19 protein-coding genes are annotated in these 18218 nt (G+C 60.3%); 5 read left to right on the top strand and 14 right to left on the bottom strand.

Going from position 1 to position 18218, the window contains the following annotated elements:
- Positions 1 to 41 precede the first annotated feature (41 nt).
- Together tagQ and HX790_RS27200 are read left to right on the top strand one after the other, a co-directional pair.
- Positions 42 to 968 (top strand): type VI secretion system-associated lipoprotein TagQ, encoded by a 927-nt coding sequence (gene tagQ, locus HX790_RS27205; RefSeq protein WP_017135836.1) that lies wholly within the window; start codon positions 42 to 44, stop codon positions 966 to 968.
- A gap of 124 nt (positions 969 to 1092) precedes the next feature.
- On the top strand, positions 1093 to 1473 hold the full coding sequence (locus tag HX790_RS27200; RefSeq protein ID WP_017135837.1) for a hypothetical protein: 381 nt from the start codon (positions 1093 to 1095) through the stop codon (positions 1471 to 1473).
- A 57-nt stretch (positions 1474 to 1530) separates the two neighbouring features.
- On the opposite strand, the gene HX790_RS27195 is transcribed toward HX790_RS27200, so the two are convergent.
- The 7 genes from HX790_RS27195 to exbB form a co-directional block, all read right to left on the bottom strand.
- A complete protein-coding gene (locus tag HX790_RS27195; protein ID WP_176992503.1) occupies positions 1531 to 2421 on the bottom strand; it encodes a hypothetical protein in 891 nt (296 codons plus the stop codon).
- Between the two features lie 319 nt (positions 2422 to 2740).
- Complete coding sequence (locus tag HX790_RS27190; protein ID WP_176992502.1) at positions 2741 to 4141, bottom strand: aminoacyl-tRNA deacylase and HDOD domain-containing protein; 1401 nt, start codon at positions 4139 to 4141, stop codon at positions 2741 to 2743.
- Between the two features lie 77 nt (positions 4142 to 4218).
- Positions 4219 to 6294: an ATP-dependent DNA helicase RecG gene (gene recG, locus HX790_RS27185; RefSeq protein ID WP_026013586.1), complete on the bottom strand. Its 2076-nt coding sequence runs from the start codon at positions 6292 to 6294 to the stop codon at positions 4219 to 4221.
- 8 nt (positions 6295 to 6302) lie between these two features.
- Positions 6303 to 7223, bottom strand: coding sequence for a hydrogen peroxide-inducible genes activator (locus HX790_RS27180; RefSeq protein ID WP_017135841.1), 921 nt, complete (start codon positions 7221 to 7223; stop codon positions 6303 to 6305).
- A 177-nt stretch (positions 7224 to 7400) separates the two neighbouring features.
- Entirely contained in the window at positions 7401 to 8150 is a 750-nt protein-coding gene (locus tag HX790_RS27175; protein WP_017135842.1) for an energy transducer TonB, read from the bottom strand.
- Entirely contained in the window at positions 8147 to 8572 is a 426-nt protein-coding gene (exbD, locus tag HX790_RS27170) for a TonB system transport protein ExbD (RefSeq protein WP_003195519.1), read from the bottom strand. Before exbD ends, HX790_RS27175 begins: the two co-directional genes overlap by 4 nt.
- Before the next feature lie 6 nt (positions 8573 to 8578).
- Entirely contained in the window at positions 8579 to 9562 is a 984-nt protein-coding gene (gene exbB / locus HX790_RS27165; RefSeq protein WP_017135843.1) for a tonB-system energizer ExbB, read from the bottom strand.
- A 189-nt stretch (positions 9563 to 9751) separates the two neighbouring features.
- On the opposite strand from exbB, the gene HX790_RS27160 reads away from it, so the two are divergent.
- A complete protein-coding gene (locus HX790_RS27160) occupies positions 9752 to 10603 on the top strand; it encodes an SDR family oxidoreductase (RefSeq protein ID WP_017135844.1) in 852 nt (283 codons plus the stop codon).
- 126 nt (positions 10604 to 10729) lie between these two features.
- On the opposite strand, the gene HX790_RS27155 is transcribed toward HX790_RS27160, so the two are convergent.
- The 6 genes from HX790_RS27155 to HX790_RS27130 form a co-directional block, all read right to left on the bottom strand.
- The gene (locus HX790_RS27155) at positions 10730 to 11473 is read right to left on the bottom strand and encodes a hypothetical protein (protein WP_017135845.1); all 744 of its coding nucleotides are present in this window, start codon (positions 11471 to 11473) and stop codon (positions 10730 to 10732) included.
- A 56-nt stretch (positions 11474 to 11529) separates the two neighbouring features.
- Positions 11530 to 11910: a RidA family protein gene (locus HX790_RS27150; RefSeq protein WP_003176922.1), complete on the bottom strand. Its 381-nt coding sequence runs from the start codon at positions 11908 to 11910 to the stop codon at positions 11530 to 11532.
- A gap of 24 nt (positions 11911 to 11934) precedes the next feature.
- The gene (gene spoT / locus HX790_RS27145; protein ID WP_016975931.1) at positions 11935 to 14040 is read right to left on the bottom strand and encodes a bifunctional GTP diphosphokinase/guanosine-3',5'-bis pyrophosphate 3'-pyrophosphohydrolase; all 2106 of its coding nucleotides are present in this window, start codon (positions 14038 to 14040) and stop codon (positions 11935 to 11937) included.
- 60 nt (positions 14041 to 14100) lie between these two features.
- On the bottom strand, positions 14101 to 14364 hold the full coding sequence (rpoZ, locus tag HX790_RS27140) for a DNA-directed RNA polymerase subunit omega (RefSeq protein ID WP_003176920.1): 264 nt from the start codon (positions 14362 to 14364) through the stop codon (positions 14101 to 14103).
- 167 nt (positions 14365 to 14531) lie between these two features.
- Complete coding sequence (gene gmk / locus HX790_RS27135) at positions 14532 to 15152, bottom strand: guanylate kinase (protein WP_010168203.1); 621 nt, start codon at positions 15150 to 15152, stop codon at positions 14532 to 14534.
- A 10-nt stretch (positions 15153 to 15162) separates the two neighbouring features.
- Positions 15163 to 16026, bottom strand: a complete 864-nt coding sequence (locus HX790_RS27130) for a YicC/YloC family endoribonuclease (RefSeq protein WP_017135846.1) — start codon at positions 16024 to 16026, stop codon at positions 15163 to 15165.
- Positions 16027 to 16245: 219 nt separating this feature from the next.
- On the opposite strand from HX790_RS27130, the gene rph reads away from it, so the two are divergent.
- Positions 16246 to 16968 carry a ribonuclease PH gene (gene rph, locus HX790_RS27125; protein WP_003213280.1) on the top strand — a complete coding sequence of 241 codons (723 nt, stop codon included), beginning with the start codon at positions 16246 to 16248 and terminating at the stop codon, positions 16966 to 16968.
- Positions 16969 to 16990: 22 nt separating this feature from the next.
- Positions 16991 to 17359, top strand: coding sequence for a DUF4870 domain-containing protein (locus tag HX790_RS27120; protein WP_176992501.1), 369 nt, complete (start codon positions 16991 to 16993; stop codon positions 17357 to 17359).
- 58 nt (positions 17360 to 17417) lie between these two features.
- On the opposite strand, the gene HX790_RS27115 is transcribed toward HX790_RS27120, so the two are convergent.
- Positions 17418 to 18197, bottom strand: coding sequence for an exodeoxyribonuclease III (locus HX790_RS27115; RefSeq protein ID WP_003176915.1), 780 nt, complete (start codon positions 18195 to 18197; stop codon positions 17418 to 17420).
- Positions 18198 to 18218: the final 21 nt, after the last annotated feature.

Genomic DNA, 18218 nt, shown 5'->3' with positions numbered 1-18218 from the left:
GGGCCGTGCTGGGCAAGTCAAACTTAAAAGAGAACACACCTATGCTTTTTTCCCGTAAGGCGGTTTCCAAGCGTCACCTGCTGCTGATCGCAGCAGGTTTCAGCACCGTGTTGACAGGTTGCGCCACGTCGCCGGCTTCCAAGGTCGCGTCGAGCACCAAGGTCGAGTACTACCCCAACTGCTACGAGCCGGTGCAGCACTTGCGTGCAACCGATTCGAACATGACCAAGTCGGTCGTCACCGGTGCGGCGCTTGGCGCAGCCGGCGGTGCATTGCTGGGCGCGTTGACCGGCGACTCCGACAAGCGTGGCCGTAATGCCGCCATCGGTGCAGCGGGCGGCGCCCTGGCGGGTGGCGCAGCGGGTTACTACACCGAGCGTCAGAAGCAGATCACCGATGACAACCAGCGCATCGCGTCCTACTCCACCGACTTCAATAAAAGCGCGTCCGACATCGACCGCAGCACGGCCTACGCCAAGGCGTCCCAGCAGTGCTATCAGAGCGCATTCACCAAGCTGGTGGCCGACCGCAAGGCCAAGACCGTTAACGACACTGAAGGCCGCAAGCGCCTGGCGGAAATCGTGGCTGGCTTGAAAGAGTCCAATGACCTGATCGTTGCAGTGAACGGCAAGGCCAGCGAAGACTTGAACAACTACACCCAGGCTTACGAGCAAGACCTGAAACAAGTGGGTGTGCAGCGTGCTGACGTAGTGACCGTGGCCCAGGCCGACACGACGCCGCAGGTGGTGCCGGCGAAGAAAGGCAAGACGCCTGCCAAAGTCGCCAAAAAACCGGTGCTGCCAACCGTGCCGAAAGAAGCGGTGACCACCGAGAAGAGTATTCAGACCGTGCAAACCAAGCAGGCTGAAAGCAAGCAGGTCGCCAGCGCTGGCAAGGCGCAGATCGAAGGCACCTGCCGCGATCCGAACCTGGCCGACTGGGCGCCAGTGCCGTGCCCTAACGTTTAAGCAACATGTTGCTATAAGCGTTAAACGCCTGCCGATCTCCTGCTAAAGCGCGAGATCGGTGGCGTTCTGCCGGTAAATCGTTACACTGCTGCGGCCACTTAATAAATACACTGAGGCTGTGTGCATGAAATTTCGTCTTCTGCTGTGGGTGCTGGGCCTGATGATGGGCAAAGCCAGCCGCACCAATCCTGCCTTTCAGCAACAGCTGGGTGATAAAGACCTGGCGTTCCAGTTGCAGACCCTCGACGGCAAGGTTGCCCGTCACTTCATCGTCAAAGACCAGCGCATCACCAGCCGCTCAGGTGTTCACCCGGCGCCAGCCTTTGCTATCGCCTTTAAAGATGCCGCCTACGGCTTCGCCACGATGCAGGCGAAGAACAAGCAACTGGCGTTCATGACGGGGATTCAGGACAAGTCGATCCAGATCAAGGGCAACCCGGCGTTGGTGATCTGGTTCCAGGGGCTGACCAAGTATTTGAAGCCGCGTAAAAAAACAGCTGGTTAGCTTTCTGGAGTCCTCGGGGCACTGAAAACCCCGAGGAGAGCGCCTGTAAGTAGGTCGTTAGTCCTCTTGGTTCACACGTATACGACGGTCTTTGGCTGGGTCGAATCTGCCTGAAAACCGTATGTCTCCATCGGTCACATGTTGCCGGCTCTTATATTCGTTGGTTTCGGTATTTCCGGCACTTTCATGAATGTCGACTTCGCTATCAAATTGCCGGTAAAGTTTTATAGAGGTGAATTGGGCCTTGGTCTGGATATACGTGTTGTCAGAGCGGCCAATAATAGTGTCACTTGTACCTTCGGCGGAGATCGCCGTTCGAGATGAATCGCTGGGCGTACCACCCCTTATAGTGTTTTTTCCCGCGCCACCATTAATGAAGTTACTGCCTGTGCCTCCTGCCAAGGTATCATCGCCGTTTTCACCGTATAATTCTCCGCCGCCATAGGCTAGTTCAGCGGTATCATTGCCGTCGCCCAGATATACTTGAGCGTAGCCGCCACCCGTGCTCACGGTGTCTTTGCCTGGGCCAGTGTGAATGGTTACACTGGTCTTGACGTCAGGGGCTATCTTTACACTGTCATCGCCACCGCCGCTGTCTATGAACAGTTTGCCTTGATTGCCCTCGGGGTTAGAGGCGTCGATGTCCAGCTTGACGGCTTGCCCATTGATAATGGCGACGACGCGATCATTAATAACTTTTATATCGATTTTATCATCCGCATGTCCCGTATAAATTCTTACTTCGGAGGCGGGGTGATAAGTGCGGCCATTGACGTTTTGTGGTGCGCCTGGGTCAGGCGTCGTTACAACCAGTACGGTCCCATATTGGTCTCTGCGAGGTGTAAGACTGCCGTTGATGTTTACAGAGGGTTCGGTAGCTGTAGGTGAAGGGTAGGCGCTTATTGGGTTGTTAGTTATAAAGTTGCTAACGGTGGATGAAATAGACATAGGCAGAATCCAGAGTTTTAATGGTAAGAAAACTTACCGACATGCTCTATGTGGATTAGTTGGGCGGGACAGTTCCGTATCAGATGTTACTTTATATTTGTAAGTTGTTAGAGTGCCATGATTTCGTTGGGTAGGTATGTCACTTTCGCCTTCGCCGCTCAAAAGGCGAGGAGTAATTAACTGGCATTATGATGCGATTCAGGATCAGACCATCCAGATCAGGGCAACCCGCTCCCACATTCGACCGCGTTCTACAGTTGGAACGCAGTTAAGTGTGAGAGCTGGTTTGCCTGCGAAAGCTATGGAGCAGGCGACAGACTTATGCCTGGCTGAACTGGGACGCGAGTTCGCGTAGCAGCACCTCGGCATCCAGTACCTTGCCGACCACTTCCTCAGCCTTTTCCCGGCTCAAGCCCAAACGTTCGATCAGGGCGTCGGGTATCGCCTCATCCGGCCCGGAACCAATTCCACGACTGCGCAGCAAACGTACCGCCAAGCACACCAGGTTGGGATATTCAGCATATTGCCCGTCATAGGTCGGGTCGTGCTGAAAGCGCAGGGCGGTGGACAGTTCGTCCGGCATGTCCCAGTAGCGCATCAGCCAGGCGCCGATTTGCTCGCGGCTGATGCCCAGCAGGTGCTGCTCGACATAGCTGTGGCACAGGTGCGGGTTGACCTCCAGGTGGCGACAGATCAGCGAGAAGTGCGGCGGGAACACATGGGCCAGCAGCAAGTAACCGAAGTTATGCAGCAGGCCGGCCAGGTAGGTCAGGCCAGCTTCCGGGCGCTGGGCGCGGGGCATGGCGCGGGTCAGGCCTTCGATCACAGCAGCGGTATAGATCGACTGGTGCCAGTACGGCGTGGACTGGTGCGGGTGGTCCTTGGGCAGGCTCAGGGTTTTGCCCAGGGCCAGGCCCAGCGCCAGGTTGATCACCAGGTCAAAGCCCAGCACGCGCACGATGGCGTCCTCCACTGAGCGAATCTTGCCCGGCGAGGCGTAGTACGGCGACGCTGCCCAGCTCACCACTTGGGCGGCGAGGGCTGGGTCGGTTTCGACGACGCTGGTGATGTCATCGATGGTGGCGTTGGGGTCGACGCGCAGCTTGATGATTTTCTGCGCGGTGTCGGCCAGCGGCGGAATCTCGATGGTCGCTTCCAGACGCTGCTGGATTCGGCGGGCGGTGAACGCCTGCATCGCCTGGGTGATTTCCTCGCGGTCATCGTTCGGGCGATCGAGGTTGGGGCGGATGTTGCTCAGCGGTTCGCCGAAGTGCCCGGCGCTGGCCTTGGTGAGCATGGTCTTGAAATCGATGCTGGCGATTTCCAGCAGCAGCCCGGCTTCGCCGGAATGCACCAACAGGCTGGGTTCGCTGAGCAGGCTGCCTTCATACAGGCACGGCGAACTGGTCAGTACCGGCAGGCCGGGCAACAGGCTCAAGTCGTGCTTGGCCAGCATGCGCTCGATGCGGTCCGGCGACACGGCCGTGAGGCGGCGGCCGGTGAGTTCAGCCAGGCGGTTGAGGTCGAGTAACTGGCTTTGCGGGAACAGCACCATGAGTGCGCCCACGGCATCTTCCAGCAGTACTGCCTGGACTTTTTGTGCGGGATTCAGGCCGGCGTGTTCGGTCACTTCCGTGTAGGGGATGGCGAGTTTTGCGAGCAGAGCCCGAATGACCGGCGGGGCGGTCATTCGGGCTGTGGCGAGGGCAACTTCTGACATGGCCTGATCCAATTTCGTACAGTCACCGAAGTATAACCAGCTTGATACAACTGTTGGTTGGATAAGTGAGTCAGGCGTCACACTTGGCCGTATTGCTGCCCATGCCTGAGCCAGCGATCGAGCAAGGGGCTGACATGTTCCGGCCAACGCTCCAGCAGCGCTTGCGCCGCATCACGCACAGCGGGCAGCAAGTCGGCATCGCGCATCAGGTCGGCGACCTTGAATTGCAGCAGGCCGGTCTGGCGAGTACCAAGCATTTCGCCGGGCCCGCGCAGTTCGAGGTCTTTTTCGGCGATGACAAAACCGTCGTTGGTCTCGCGCATGATGCCCAGGCGCTGACGGCCGATCTGGGACAGCGGCGGGTGGTACAGCAGCACGCAGTGGCTGGCGGCGCTGCCCCGGCCGACACGGCCGCGCAGTTGGTGCAGTTGGGCCAGGCCCAGGCGCTCGGGGTTTTCGATGATCATCAAACTGGCGTTGGGCACGTCCACGCCGACTTCAATCACCGTGGTGGCTACCAGCAGTTGCAGGTTGCCAGCTTTGAACTCGGCCATCACCGCGGCTTTTTCCACAGGCTTCATGCGCCCGTGGATCAGCCCGACCTTCAGCTCGCCCAGGGCACTGGTGAGGTCCTCAAACGTGGTCTCGGCGGCCTGGCAGGTCAGCTCTTCGGATTCTTCGATCAGCGTGCACACCCAATACGCCTGACGGCCTTCGGCGCAGGCGCCGCGCACGCGTTCGATGACCTCGACGCGGCGCGTGTCGGTGACCAGCACGGTATTGACCGGCGTGCGGCCGGGCGGCAGCTCATCGAGGATCGACGTGTCGAGGTCGGCGTAGGCGCTCATCGCCAAGGTGCGCGGGATTGGTGTGGCGGTCATGATCAACTGGTGCGGGTTCATGCGCCCGCCCACGCCTTTCTGGCGCAAGGCCAGGCGCTGTTGCACACCGAAGCGGTGCTGTTCGTCGATGATCACCAAGGCGAGGTTCTTGAACTGCACTTCGTCCTGGAACAATGCGTGAGTGCCCACCACCATCGGTGCGCCACCGGCAATCTGCTCCAGCGCCGCTGCGCGGGTCTTGCCCTTGAGCTTGCCGGCCAGCCACGCCACTTCCAGGCCCAGCGGTTCGAGCCAGCGCTTGAAGGTGATGAAGTGCTGTTCGGCGAGAATTTCGGTGGGCGCCATCAGCGCCACTTGGTAACCGGCTTCCAACGCCTGCAAGGCGGCGAGGGCGGCCACCACGGTTTTACCTGCGCCCACGTCGCCCTGGATCAGCCGCAGCATGGGTTCGTGCTGGCTGAGGTCGTAGGCGATTTCATTGCCCACGCGTTGCTGGGCCCCCGTTGGCGCAAAGCCGAGGTTGGCCAGGTATTGCGCAGGTAGTCGCGTGGCCTTGGGCATCGCCGGCGCGCGCAGGGAGCGCATACTTTCGCGCAGGCGCTGCTGGGACAGTTGGTGCGTCAGCAGCTCTTCAAAGGCCAGGCGATGCTGGGCCCAGTGATGGCCCAGTGCGAGTTCGTCGACGTCGGCGTCGGCGGGTGGGTTATGCAGGTAGCGAATCGCATCGTCCAACGGCGCCAGTTGGTAGTCGCGCGCCAGCTCCAGAGGCAACCAGTCGGGCAAGCTTTTGGGGCCGAGCATCGTCAGCGTTTGCATGCACAGCTGGCGCAGGCGTTGTTGGGTCAGGCCTTCGGTCAGCGGGTAGATCGGCGTGAGAGTGGTATCGACCGGAGGCGGCTCGTCGCCGGTGATTGCGCGGTACTCCGGGTGGTAGATTTCCAGGCCGGATGCACCGGGGCGGGCTTCGCCGTAGCAACGCACGCGGGTGCCACGCTTGAGGCCTTCCTTTTGCGCGTTGCTGAAATGGTAGAAACGCAGGCTCAGGCCGCCGGTGCCGTCCTGCAGGCGCACGACTAAACTGCGGCGCTTGCCCATCACCACATCGGCGCCGCTGACGGTGCCTTCGACCACAGCATCCTGCCCAGGGCGCAAGTGGCCGATGGGCACCACACGCGTGCGGTCCTGGTAGCGCAGGGGCAGGTGGAACAGCACGTCCTGGAGGTTCTCCAGGCCGACCTTGGCCAGCTTTTCGGCCATGGCGTCACCGACACCTTTGAGTGCGGTGACCGACACCTGCGACAGCTCTGTCATACCGTTAATCAGCTCGCAGCATTCGGCTTGGCCACCGAGCACAGACGGACCGAGTCGGCCAGGATCTCAATGGCTTTCGGGCGCGGGAAGCTCGCGCGCCAGGCAATCGCCACAGTACGGAACGGCACCGGCGGCGTGAGTGGGCGCACTTCGATCACGCCGGGGGCGTAGTGATGGCTGTCCACTGCCGACAGCGGCAGGATCGAAATACCCAGGCCGGAAGCGACCATATGGCGAATGGTTTCCAGGGAACTGGATTCCACGGTGGTATGTTTGGCGCCGTCGTTGCCCTTGGTCAGGGTCGGGCAGGCTTCCAGTACCTGATCGCGGAAGCAGTGACCTTCGCCCAGCAGCAGCAAGCTCTTGTCGTTGAGCAGGCCGGCGTCGATGGTGTCCTTTTGCGTCCACGGGTGGGAGGCCGGCATCAACACGTAGAACGGTTCGTCGTAGAGCGGCAGGGTCAGCACGTCTGCTTCGTTGAACGGCAGGGCGATGATGATCGCGTCCAACTCGCCATTGCGCAGTTTGTCGCGCAGTACATGGGTGAAGTTTTCTTCGATATACAGCGGCATCTGCGGCGCAACGCGGTGCAGTTGCGGAATCAGGTGCGGGAACAGGTACGGGCCGACGGTGTAGATGGCGCCGACTTTGAGCGGTGCAGTCAGCTGGTTCTTGCCGGCCTGGGCCAGCTCGCGGATGCTTTGGGCTTGCTCCAGTACCTTTTGGGCCTGGGCGACGATGCCTTCGCCCACCGGCGTGAGGCGCACGGCGCTCTTGCTGCGCTCAAAAATCAGCACACCGAGTTCGTCTTCAAGCTTCTTCACACCCACCGACAGCGTCGGTTGGCTGACATGGCAACGCTCGGCCGCGTGGCCGAAGTGCTGCTCTTGGGCGAGGGTCACGATGTAGCGTAATTCTGTAAGAGTCATAGCGGGCGTCCATGAGGTTGCGGGCCAAGCATACCGGCTGCAATCGATAGACGCACGTTATCAGAACTTTGATGGGGATTGAGCGGGGAATGTTGAGGATTTTGCTGAAGTGGTGAAACCAAATGTGGGAGCTGGCTGGTGTGGGAGCTCCCACACCAGCCGGCTACCGTTTGCCGCTTACCGGCGGCGCTTCTCAATGTTGTAAACAAATGGCGCGACGATTTCGACGCTGCCGCCTTTCAACATATCGGCCGGTGGTTTGGGCAGTGGCTGGGCTCGACGGATCATGTCCAGGGTCGCACGGTCCAGATCGGCGTTGCCGGAGCGGCCCACCAACTCGTAGGACAGCACGTTGCCTTCGGCATCGACCACAAAGCGCAGGCGGTTCAAGCCTTCCTTGCCTCGCTGTTGGGCACCTGGCGGGTACTTCTTGTACTTCTGCAAGTGCGCCAGCAGGGCGCCTTCCCAGGACGCTTTTGCTGCGACCTGTTGTGGCGACGGGCCCGGAACCGGCTGGGCAGACTTTTCAGCTGGCGCATTGTTTTGTGGCGATTCGCTCGGCGGTTCTTCGGAAGGTTTTTCCTTGGGCGGCTCGGGCTTCTTTTCCACCGGCTTGGGCGGCTGCGGCTTCGGTTTTGGCTTGACCGGCTTGGGCACCTGGATCGTTGGTTTAGGTGCCTCAGCCAGTTTTGGCAGGGGCAGCTCTTCCACGGGGGCAGGCGGCTGCGGCGGTGTGACAACCTTGGGTGGAGCTGGCGGCGGCGGTGCAGGCATCGGCGCGAGGTCGATGACCATCGCCGCCGGTGGCAGTGTTACCGGATGCGGCGCGGACCACTGGAGCGCGATGATGATCGCGACGGCATGCACGCCCAGCACGACGGCGAGGCTGGTGCCATAACGCGTCAGTTTGTGGCGCGTCGTGATCATTTCTTGGCTGCCGTCTCAAGTCCGACCAGGCCTACCTTGAGGTAGCCGGCTGCCCGCAGGGCATCCATCACACTCATCAGGTCGCCGTAGTCCACGCCTTTGTCGGCCTGGAAGAAGATCGTCGTGTCTTTCTTGCCTTGGGTCTTGGCGTCGAGCACCGGGCCCAGGGTTTCAGCTTTGACTTCTTCTTCGCCCAGGAACAGGCGTTGGTCCGCCTTGACGCTGAGGAAAATCGGCTTCTCCGGCCGCGGCGCAGGCTTGGCGCTGGACGCGGGCAGGTCGACCTTGATATCCACGGTCGCCAGCGGCGCGGCCACCATGAAGATGATCAGCAGCACGAGCATTACGTCGATAAACGGCGTGACGTTGATCTCGTGGTTCTCGACGAGTTCGTCGTCGCCTTGATTCAAATGCAGGCCCATGGCCGATTACCCCACTTTCACCATGTGCGGTTGCGAGCTGCGCTCGGTAGGCAGGTGATCGAGGTCGCGGCTGACCAGCAGCAGGACTTCTGCCGACGCGTCCGATACCTGGGCCTTGTAGCCGGCAATCGAACGGGCGAAGACGTTGTAGATCACCACCGCAGGGATTGCTGCAACCAGGCCCAGCGCGGTTGCCAGCAGGGCTTCGGCGATGCCGGGGGCGACGACGGCGAGGTTGGTGGTCTGGGTTTTTGCGATGCCGATGAAGCTGTTCATGATGCCCCACACGGTGCCGAACAGGCCGACAAACGGTGCGGTGGAACCGATGGTGGCCAGCACGCCGGTGCCGCTGCTCATGTTACGGCCGCATGCTGCAACCAGGCGTTCGAGACGGAAGCTGACGCGTTCCTTGATGCCTTCTTTTTCGCGGGTATTGACCGACAGACGCATTTCTTCCAGAGCGTCGTGTACCAGCAGGTTGGCCAGGGTGCCCTTCTTGGTCGCGCTCTCGCTGGCTTCCTTGAGGGTGGTGGCTTTTTTCAGGTGGACGATCTCAGCGCGCAGACGGCGCTTGGCGCCCAGCAGCTCGAAGCCCTTGGCGATCCAGATGGTCCAGGTGATGATCGAGGCGATGGCCAGGCCGATCATCACGGCTTTTACCACGACGTCAGCGTTCTGGTACATGCCCCACGGCGACAGGTCATGGGCCATGCCCAGGCTGTTGTCTTCTTCCAACACTACACCGGTTTCGTCGGCAGGTGCGACGTCGCCTGCAGCCTGGGCCGGGTCTGTGGCAACCGGGGCGGCAACAGGAGCAGCTGGCGTAGCGCCGGTGTGCTCGGCAGCAGCCGGTGCGGCTGGGGCGGTGGCATCAGCGAAGGCAGCGGTCGGTGCCAGCAGTACGCTGAACAGCAGCGCAGCAATCGCACGCCAGGCGCGGGATGGGCTGTGAAGCTTGGTTGGCGAAGCGGGGTTTGTATTACGTGTCATGCTGGCCGGACCTGAGAGGAAAAATTGAGTGATCGTCCTGCCAGACCCTTGAGGGTCGAGGACAAATGGGCGGTTATTATTGCAAGTAATTCTTGTTAACAGAAGTAATACAGTAACTTTATTTGTGCTTTTTCTGGCCGCTCGTCATCTGCGAGGGCTAATCTAGACCTTTAAGAACGGAGTTTTATGATGTCTGCGCCTTCTGTTGTGATTGCCGGTTGCGGCGATGTGGGGAGCCGGCTGGCTAGCCAATTGCTCGGCGCGAATTGGGAGGTTCATGGCCTGCGCCGTGATGTTTCAAAGCTCCCCGATGGCGTGATCGGCATTGCCGGCGACCTGTTCAAAAAGGATTGTCCTGAGACCTGGCCGATCGGCGCAGTGGATTACCTGGTGTATTGCGCGGCCGCCACCGACCACGATGAGGCCGGGTATCGCGCGGCATACGTGCAAGGGTTGCAGCATGTGTTGGAGTGGCTGAGTGACTACGGCCAGGCGCCCAGGCACCTGCTGTTTGTTTCCAGCAGCAGCGTGTATGGCCAGCAGAATGGTGAGTGGGTCGACGAAACATCTGATACCAGGGCGACGGGCTATTCCGGCCAGGTCATGCTGGAGGCCGAGCAGGTCGCGCTCAACAGTGGGATCCCAGCGAGTATCGTGCGCTTGACCGGGATTTACGGCCCGGGCCGCGAATGGCTGCTGACCCAGGTACGCCAGGGCTATCGCGTGGCGATCGATCCGCCGTTGTATGGCAACCGGATTCACGCGGATGATGCGGCAGGTTTGCTGGCCTTTTTGCTGCGTCATGTAGAGCAGGGTGGCTCGCTGGAAAAAATCTACATCGGGGTCGACGATGCCCCAGCGCCATTGGCGGAGGTGGTGGGCTGGTTGCGCGAGTACCTGGGCGTGACGGAGTGGGCGGATGACGCCAGTGTAAGGCGTGCCGGCAGCAAACAATGCAGCAACGCCCGGGCTAAGGCGTTGGGCTGGGTGCCGACCTACCCGACTTATCGCGAAGGGTATGCGGCGATTCTCAAGGGCTGAAACGCAGTCAAAAAATGTGGGAGCTGGCTTGCCTGCGATAGCGAAGTATCAGTCGACCTCTATCTCGACTGAGCCACCGTCATCGCAGGCAAGCCAGCTCCCACATTTGCTTCAGGGTGATGCTGGTTATTTCTTCTCAAGCAGCCATTGGCGCGGGCCGGGCGTGAACTGCGGCACCTCGTCGGCCAGCGCGGTGTTGATCGCTTGGAATATCGCCAACTGCTTGCCTTTGCGCGTGAAGATCCAGGGGTTGCCCTGGCCGTTCAATTGCAGCCAGATGCTGTCGTAGCCGCCGCTCATAGAGGCGCAGTCGCCCGCCAGACACAGCGAGTAGCGGTCGACGCCTGGCAGGCCGGCGACCTTTCCGTCGGCCTGGAACTGCACTGTGGAACCGTCGCCGTTGCCGTCGGTAATCTTCCAGTCGCCGCCCATATAGGCTGCATACAGTGCCCGTTCGAAGTTGGCGCCCAGTGGCGCACCTTCCGGGGCGGGATCCTTGGCACGGGCGAACAGTTGCTCGGGCTCGTTATCGTTGGCCACTTGCAGCAGTTGTTTGCCTTTGCGCTTGAGTTCGGTGGCGGAGCTGCCGTAGAACTCGACGTTCCAGGCGCCGGATTTATCCCCGAGCAACTTGCCTTCGGCGACTTCAAAGCCGTTGTAGTAGCGCGCCTGCAAAGCCTTGGTATTGACCTCCCATTCGAGGTTCGGGCCAAAACTCTGCAGCGCTTCGCGCAAAGGGCCGCCCTTGGCTGCCGCGTTGATGGCGGCCTGGTTGATCCAGGTGCCACTCACATCCAGGTCGGCGGGGTTGCTGGCGCAGCCGCCGAGCAACAGGGCGAGCAACGAAGTGGCTACAAGCGCTTTGCGCATCATGAAATCCTTCTGAAACGAAGTCGGCGCAGCCTGTTGAGGCTGCGCCGGGTGTTTTACTCGATGACCAGAATCGCGTCCATCTCAACCTGTGCGCCCTTTGGCAGCGCAGCAACGCCGATGGCAGCGCGGGCTGGGTACGGCTGTTCGAAGTATTTGCCCATGATCTCGTTGACCTTGGCGAAGTGGCTCAGGTCGGTGAGGAAGATGTTCAGCTTGACGATGTCCTTGAACGAACCGCCGGCGGCTTCGGCTACGGATTTCAGGTTTTCGAAGACTTGTACGGTTTGTGCTTCGAAGCCTTCAACCAGTTCCATGGTCTTTGGGTCCAGCGGAATCTGGCCGGACATGTAGACGGTGTTGCCCGCCTTGATCGCCTGGGAGTAAGTGCCGATGGCGGCCGGGGCTTTGTCGCTGGTGATAACAGTCTTGGTCATGAGTTGCTCCTTGTAAGAGAGGGGCTATGCACGCATACGGGTGATGCGGATCACTCCGGTCAGGGCGCGCAGTTTCTTGATCACGCGGGCCAGGTGCACGCGGTCGTGCACGCTGACCACCAACTGGACCACGCTGATGCGACCATCGCGTTCATCCATGCTGATTTTTTCGATATTGCCGTCGGCCGCGTTGACGCTGCTGGCAAGCAGTGCGATCAGGCCGCGCTGATGCTCCAGCTCCACACGCAGCTCGACGTTGAATTCGCCGGTGACATCCTTGGCCCAAGAGAGCTGGATGCATTTCTCCGGGTTGTGGCGGATTTCGGTGATATTGCGGCAGTTGTCCAGGTGCACCACCATGCCTTTGCCCGCCGACAAGTGGCCGACAATCGGGTCGCCCGGGATCGGCGTACAGCATTTTGCGTAGCTGAGCACCAAGCCTTCGGTGCCGCGAATCGCCAGCGGACCTTCCGGGCTTGGCAATTGTTCGCCTTCGCCGAGCAGGCGGCGAGCGACTACATACGCCATGCGGTTGCCCAGGCCGATATCTTCCAGCAGGTCTTCGATGGTTTCCTGGCGATACTCGTGGAGCATCGCTTGTACGCGCTCTGTCGGAATTTTGTCCAGGGCACTGTCGAAACCGTTGAGGACCTTGTTCAACAGGCGTTCGCCGAGGCTGATGGATTCGGAGCGGCGTTGCAACTTCAGGGCGTGGCGGATGTGTGTCCGCGCTTTACCGGTGACCACGAAGTTGAGCCAGGCCGGGTTCGGGCGCGCGCCGGGAGCACTGACGATCTCGACCGTGGAGCCGCTTTGCAGCGGTTCGGACAGCGGCGCGAGGCGACGGTTGATCCGGCAGGCAATGCAGCTGTTACCGACGTCGGTGTGCACCGCGTAGGCAAAGTCGACCGCCGTGGAGCCTTTGGGCAGCTCCATGATTCGGCCTTTGGGCGTGAACACGTAGACCTCGTCCGGGAACAGGTCGATCTTCACGCTTTCGATGAATTCCAGGGAGTTGCCGGCACGTTGTTGCATTTCCAGCACGCCTTTGACCCACTGGCGAGCACGGGCGTGGGTGCCTTTTGGCTGTTCGTCACCGCTGGATTTGTATAGCCAGTGGGCGGCGATGCCGTTGTTGGCCATCTCTTCCATTTCCCGCGTGCGGATCTGGATCTCGATCGGCACCCCGTGCATACCGAACAGCGTGGTATGCAGCGACTGATAGCCGTTGGCCTTGGGAATGGCGATGTAGTCCTTGAAGCGCCCCGGCAGGGGTTTGTACAAATTATGTACAGCACCCAGCACGCGGTAGCAGGTGTCTACCTTGTCGACGATGATCCGGAACGCGTACACGTCCATGATCTCGTTAAAGGCCCGGCGCTTGCCGCGCATCTTCTTGTAGATGCCGTAGATGTGCTTCTGCCGGCCGCTGACTTCGCCTTCAATCTCGTCGATCGCCAGGCAGTGGCTCAGCGACTCTTCGATCTTGTTGACGATTTCCTTGCGGTTGCCCCGTGCGCGCTTGACCGCCTGGTAGATGCGCGCCGAGCGCATCGGGTGCATGGCCTTGAAGCCGAGGTCTTCGAATTCGATACGAATGGCATGCATGCCCAGCCGATTGGCGATGGGGGCGTAGATTTCCAGGGTTTCCTTGGCGATGCGCCGGCGTTTTTCGCCGGACAGCACTTCCAGCGTGCGCATGTTGTGCAGCCGGTCGGCCAGCTTGACCAGAATCACACGGATATCCCGCGCCATGGCCATGGCCATTTTCTGGAAGTTTTCTGCCTGGGCTTCAGCCTTGGTCTCGAAGTTCATCTGGGTCAGTTTGCTGACCCCGTCGACCAGTTCGGCCACGGTTTCACCAAATTGCGCGCTAAGCGCTTCCTTGGCGATGCCGGTGTCTTCGATCACGTCATGCAGCATCGCGGCCATCAGGCTCTGATGGTCCATGTGCATGTCGGCAAGAATATTTGCCACCGCAAGAGGATGGGTGACATACGCCTCGCCGCTTCGGCGGCGCTGGCCGTCGTGGGCTTGTTCGGCGTAGAAATACGCTCGGCGGACCAGGTTGACCTGGTCTGGGCCGAGGTAGGCCGATAAGCGATCGGCGAGGGCGTCTATGCTCGGCAAAGTATGAACTCCTGCCGTTGGCTGTGACCCCGCGCCGTGCTACGTCGACCAGGCATAGGCTTAGACGGCCTCGTTGGACTCGTCCTCGAACGCTGCAAACAGCGGTTCGTCTTCAACGATTTCAGCGTTGGCGATGAACTCGTAGCTCATAAGGCCTTCAGCGATTTCACGCAGGGCTACAACGGTAGGCTTGTCGTTTTCCCACTGGACCAGGGGCTCTTTGCCGCCGGTGGCCAGTTGACGGGCACGCTTGGTAGAGAGCATGACCAGCTCAAAGCGGTTATCCACGTGTTCTAGGCAGTCTTCAACGGTTACGCGGGCCATGGTATTCCTCGGAGCGAATGCAAGATGCGCGCTGCCCGGTTGGGCGAGCGGACTAAACAGTTTAAAAAATCACCAGCGTTTAGGGAAGCGCTGATTTTCCCCGCGCCCTCGCAAAACCGCTACAAGTGCCAATGTAAAGCCCTTGCAGCGGTTTTGGGAAGCGCCAATCAACCAAGCAGTTCAGCGAGTAATTTGCCAAAACGCTGCTGTTGGCGCTTTTGCTGGAGCTGATTGGTGCGAAAAATCGCCTTCAAGTCATCCAGTGCGTGGGCAAAATCGTCATTAATGATCAGGTAGTCGTAGTCGACGTAGTGGCTCATTTCGCTGACGGCTTCGCGCATGCGGCCTTCGATGATCTCGTCGCTGTCCTGGCCGCGGTTGGTCAGGCGCTGGTGCAACGCTTCCAAAGACGGCGGCAGGATGAAGATGGAACGCGCCTTGGGCATCAGTTGGCGCACTTGTTCGGCGCCCTGCCAGTCGATCTCCAGGATCAGGTCGTGGCCTTCGTCCAGCGTCTGCTGCAGGTGGCTTTGCGAGGTGCCATAGAGGTTGCCGAACACTTCCGCGCGCTCCAGAAAGTCGCCGTGTTCGATCATCTTGACGAACTCTGTGCGCTCGACGAAGTGATAGTGCACGCCGTTCACTTCACCTGGGCGCATGGCGCGGGTGGTGTGCGAGACCGAAATGCGGATTTGCTCGTCGGCGTCGGTCAAGGCTTTGACCAGGCTGCTCTTGCCCGCGCCCGATGGCGCAGAAATGATGTAAAGGGTGCCGGTGCTGTGGGTCATGGAAGTTGCCTTACTCAATATTCTGTACTTGTTCGCGCATCTGCTCGATCAACACTTTGAGGTTGACCGCAGCCGTGGTGCTGCGCGGATCAAACGCCTTGGAACCCAGTGTATTGGCTTCGCGGTTGAGTTCCTGCATCAGGAAGTCCAGGCGCCGACCGGCGGCACCCGCTGATTTGAGTACGCGGCGCACTTCGAGGATGTGGGTGCTCAGGCGGTCGAGTTCTTCGGCTACGTCGCTCTTTTGCGCCAGCAGCACCATTTCCTGTTCCAGGCGCACCGGGTCGAGGTCGGCCTTCATGTCGGTGAAGCGGTCCAGAACCTTCTGGCGCTGGGTGGCGAGCATCTGCGGCACTAGCTCACGCAGGGTGACCACGTCTTCTTCGATCGAAGTCAGGCGCTCATTGATCAGGCGGGCCAGTTCGGCGCCTTCGCGCTCGCGGCCGGCCTTGAGTTCCTTCAAGCCTTGGGTGAACAGGGCGAGGGCTTCGGCATTGAGGGCTTGCGGGTCGGTGGCGTCGGCCACCAGTACGCCGGGCCAGGCCAGCACTTCCAACGGGTTCAGCGCGGCCGGTTGCTTGATCAGGCTGGCGATGGTTTCGGCGGCGGCTACCAGTTGCGCGGCGCGATCGCGGTCGACCTGCAGCGGCTTTCCGGTGGTTTCTTCGGTAAAACGCAGGGTGCATTCCAGCTTGCCCCGCGAGATACCCTGGCGCAACGCTTCACGCACGGCGCCTTCGAGGTCGCGGAAGGATTCCGGCAGGCGCAGGTGCGGCTCCAGGTAGCGGCTGTTGACCGAGCGCAGTTCCCAGCTCAGGGTGCCCTGGGCGCCGGCTTTTTCGACGCGGGCGAAGGCGGTCATGCTGTGCACCATGGAAGTACCTCGCGATGCAGACCCGCAAATGCGGGCTGATGGGTAAATTTTGAAGCCGACAGGCTGCGAAGGCGCAGGATTGTAGCGCAGTGGGGCGAGCGCGCCCAAACAATGGGCGCCGACCAGGCCATTCGTAACCGAATTTTTTAGAAGTGCCCCGAAACGGTTCGCGGCTCTATAATGCTCGGCAGTTTTTCGTCCTTCGTACAGGTATCCCCTATGAAACGTCCAAGTGGTCGCGCTGCCGATCAGCTCCGCTCGATCCGCATTACCCGCAACTACACCAAACACGCCGAGGGATCTGTACTGGTCGAGTTTGGCGATACCAAAGTGATCTGCACCGTCAGCGTCGAAAACGGCGTGCCGCGCTTCCTTAAAGGCCAAGGTCAGGGTTGGTTGACTGCCGAGTACGGCATGCTGCCGCGCGCTACCGGCGAGCGTAACCAGCGTGAAGCCAGCCGTGGCAAGCAAGGCGGTCGCACCCTGGAAATCCAGCGCCTTATCGGCCGCTCGCTGCGCGCAGCCCTGGACATGTCCAAGCTGGGCGACGTGACCCTGTACGTCGACTGCGACGTGATCCAGGCTGACGGCGGCACCCGCACCGCCTCCATCACTGGCGCCATGGTGGCCCTGGTAGATGCGCTTAAAGTGATCAAGAAGCGCGGCGGCCTCAAAGGCGGCGACCCGCTCAAGCAGATGATCGCCGCTGTGTCGGTTGGCATGTATCAGGGCGAGCCTGTGCTGGACCTGGACTACCTGGAAGATTCGGCCGCCGAGACCGACCTGAACGTAGTGATGACCAGCACCGGTGGTTTCATCGAAGTGCAGGGCACCGCCGAAGGCGCGCCATTCCAGCCAGCCGACCTGAACGCCATGCTCGCCCTGGCCCAGAAAGGCATGACCGAAATCTTCGAACTGCAGAACGCCGCACTGGCCGACTGAGCCTGCCTCAAGGAGAAGCGCCATGAATGACAGCCAAATGCCCGTACCTACGCCTTCCTACGAAGTGCGCCAGGGAGCCATGTTGTGTCATCTCGCGGCGTTTCTGGGGTTTGTGTTCCCTTTCGGCAGTGTCGTGGGGCCGCTGATCCTGTGGCTGATGAAGAAGGAAGTGGACCCGTTCATTGATGATCAGGGCAAGGAAGCCCTGAACTTCCAGATCACCGTAGCCATCGCCTGGATGGTGTGCATTGTGCTGGCCTTCGCGGTGATCGGGTTTTTCCTGATGTTTGCCCTGGCAATCGCCACGGTGGTGCTGACGATCATCGGTAGCATCAAGGCCAACAAGGGGATTGCCTATCGCTACCCCTTGACCTGGCGAGTGGTCAAATAATGAGCAGGCACAAAAAAACCGACAGCGATGTCGGTTTTTTTGTGCCCGGAAAAAGACCTTAGATGGTCAGCGTCCAGTCGTAGTCCACGATCAGCGGCGCGTGCTGCGAAAAACGCGGCTGACGCGGCAGACGTGCGCTGCGAACGAACCGGCGCAGACCTGGGGTCAGCAACTGGTAGTCAAAACGCCAGCCCAGGTTGAGCATCTCAGCCTGTTCGTTATCCGGCCACCAGCTGTACTGGTCGCCTTCACGGCTGACTTCGCGCAGGGCATCCACATAGCCCATGTTGCCGACAATCTCGTCCATCCAGGCCCGTTCCGGCGCCAGGAAACCCGGTGATTGCTGGCTGTCACGCCAGTTCTTGATATCCAGCTTCTGTTGCGCCACGTACAGCGAGCCACAGTAAATGTACTCGCGACGTTTGCGTCGCTGTTTATCCAGATAACGGGCGAAATCGTCCATTAGCTTGAACTTCTGGTTCAAGTCTTCATCGCCGTTCTGCCCCGAAGGGAGCAGCAAGGTCGCGATGCTGACCTTGTCGAAATCGGCTTGCAGGTAGCGCCCGTAGCGGTCGGCTGTCTCGAAGCCGAGGCCGCTGATGACCGCCTTGGGTTGCAACCGTGAGTACAGAGCCACGCCACCTTGGGCAGGGACTTCGGCATCACAGGCATAAAGGAAGTAGCCATCCAGTTGGAAGGCTGGGTCGTCCAGTTCAAAGGCGGAGGCGCGGGTGTCCTGCAGGCAGATGACGTCGGCATTCTGTGCTTGCAGCCAACTGAGCAAACCACGCTCGACTGCAGCCTGAATACCATTGACGTTCACACTGATGATCCGCATAAATGGCCCCAAAAATCGCGT

It is taken from the genome of Pseudomonas sp. IPO3747 (assembly GCF_013385245.1).
Lineage (GTDB): Bacteria > Pseudomonadota > Gammaproteobacteria > Pseudomonadales > Pseudomonadaceae > Aquipseudomonas > Aquipseudomonas edaphica.
The sequence above is the reverse complement of the archived record's forward strand: the minus strand, read 5'-3'. Positions and strand labels throughout refer to the sequence as shown.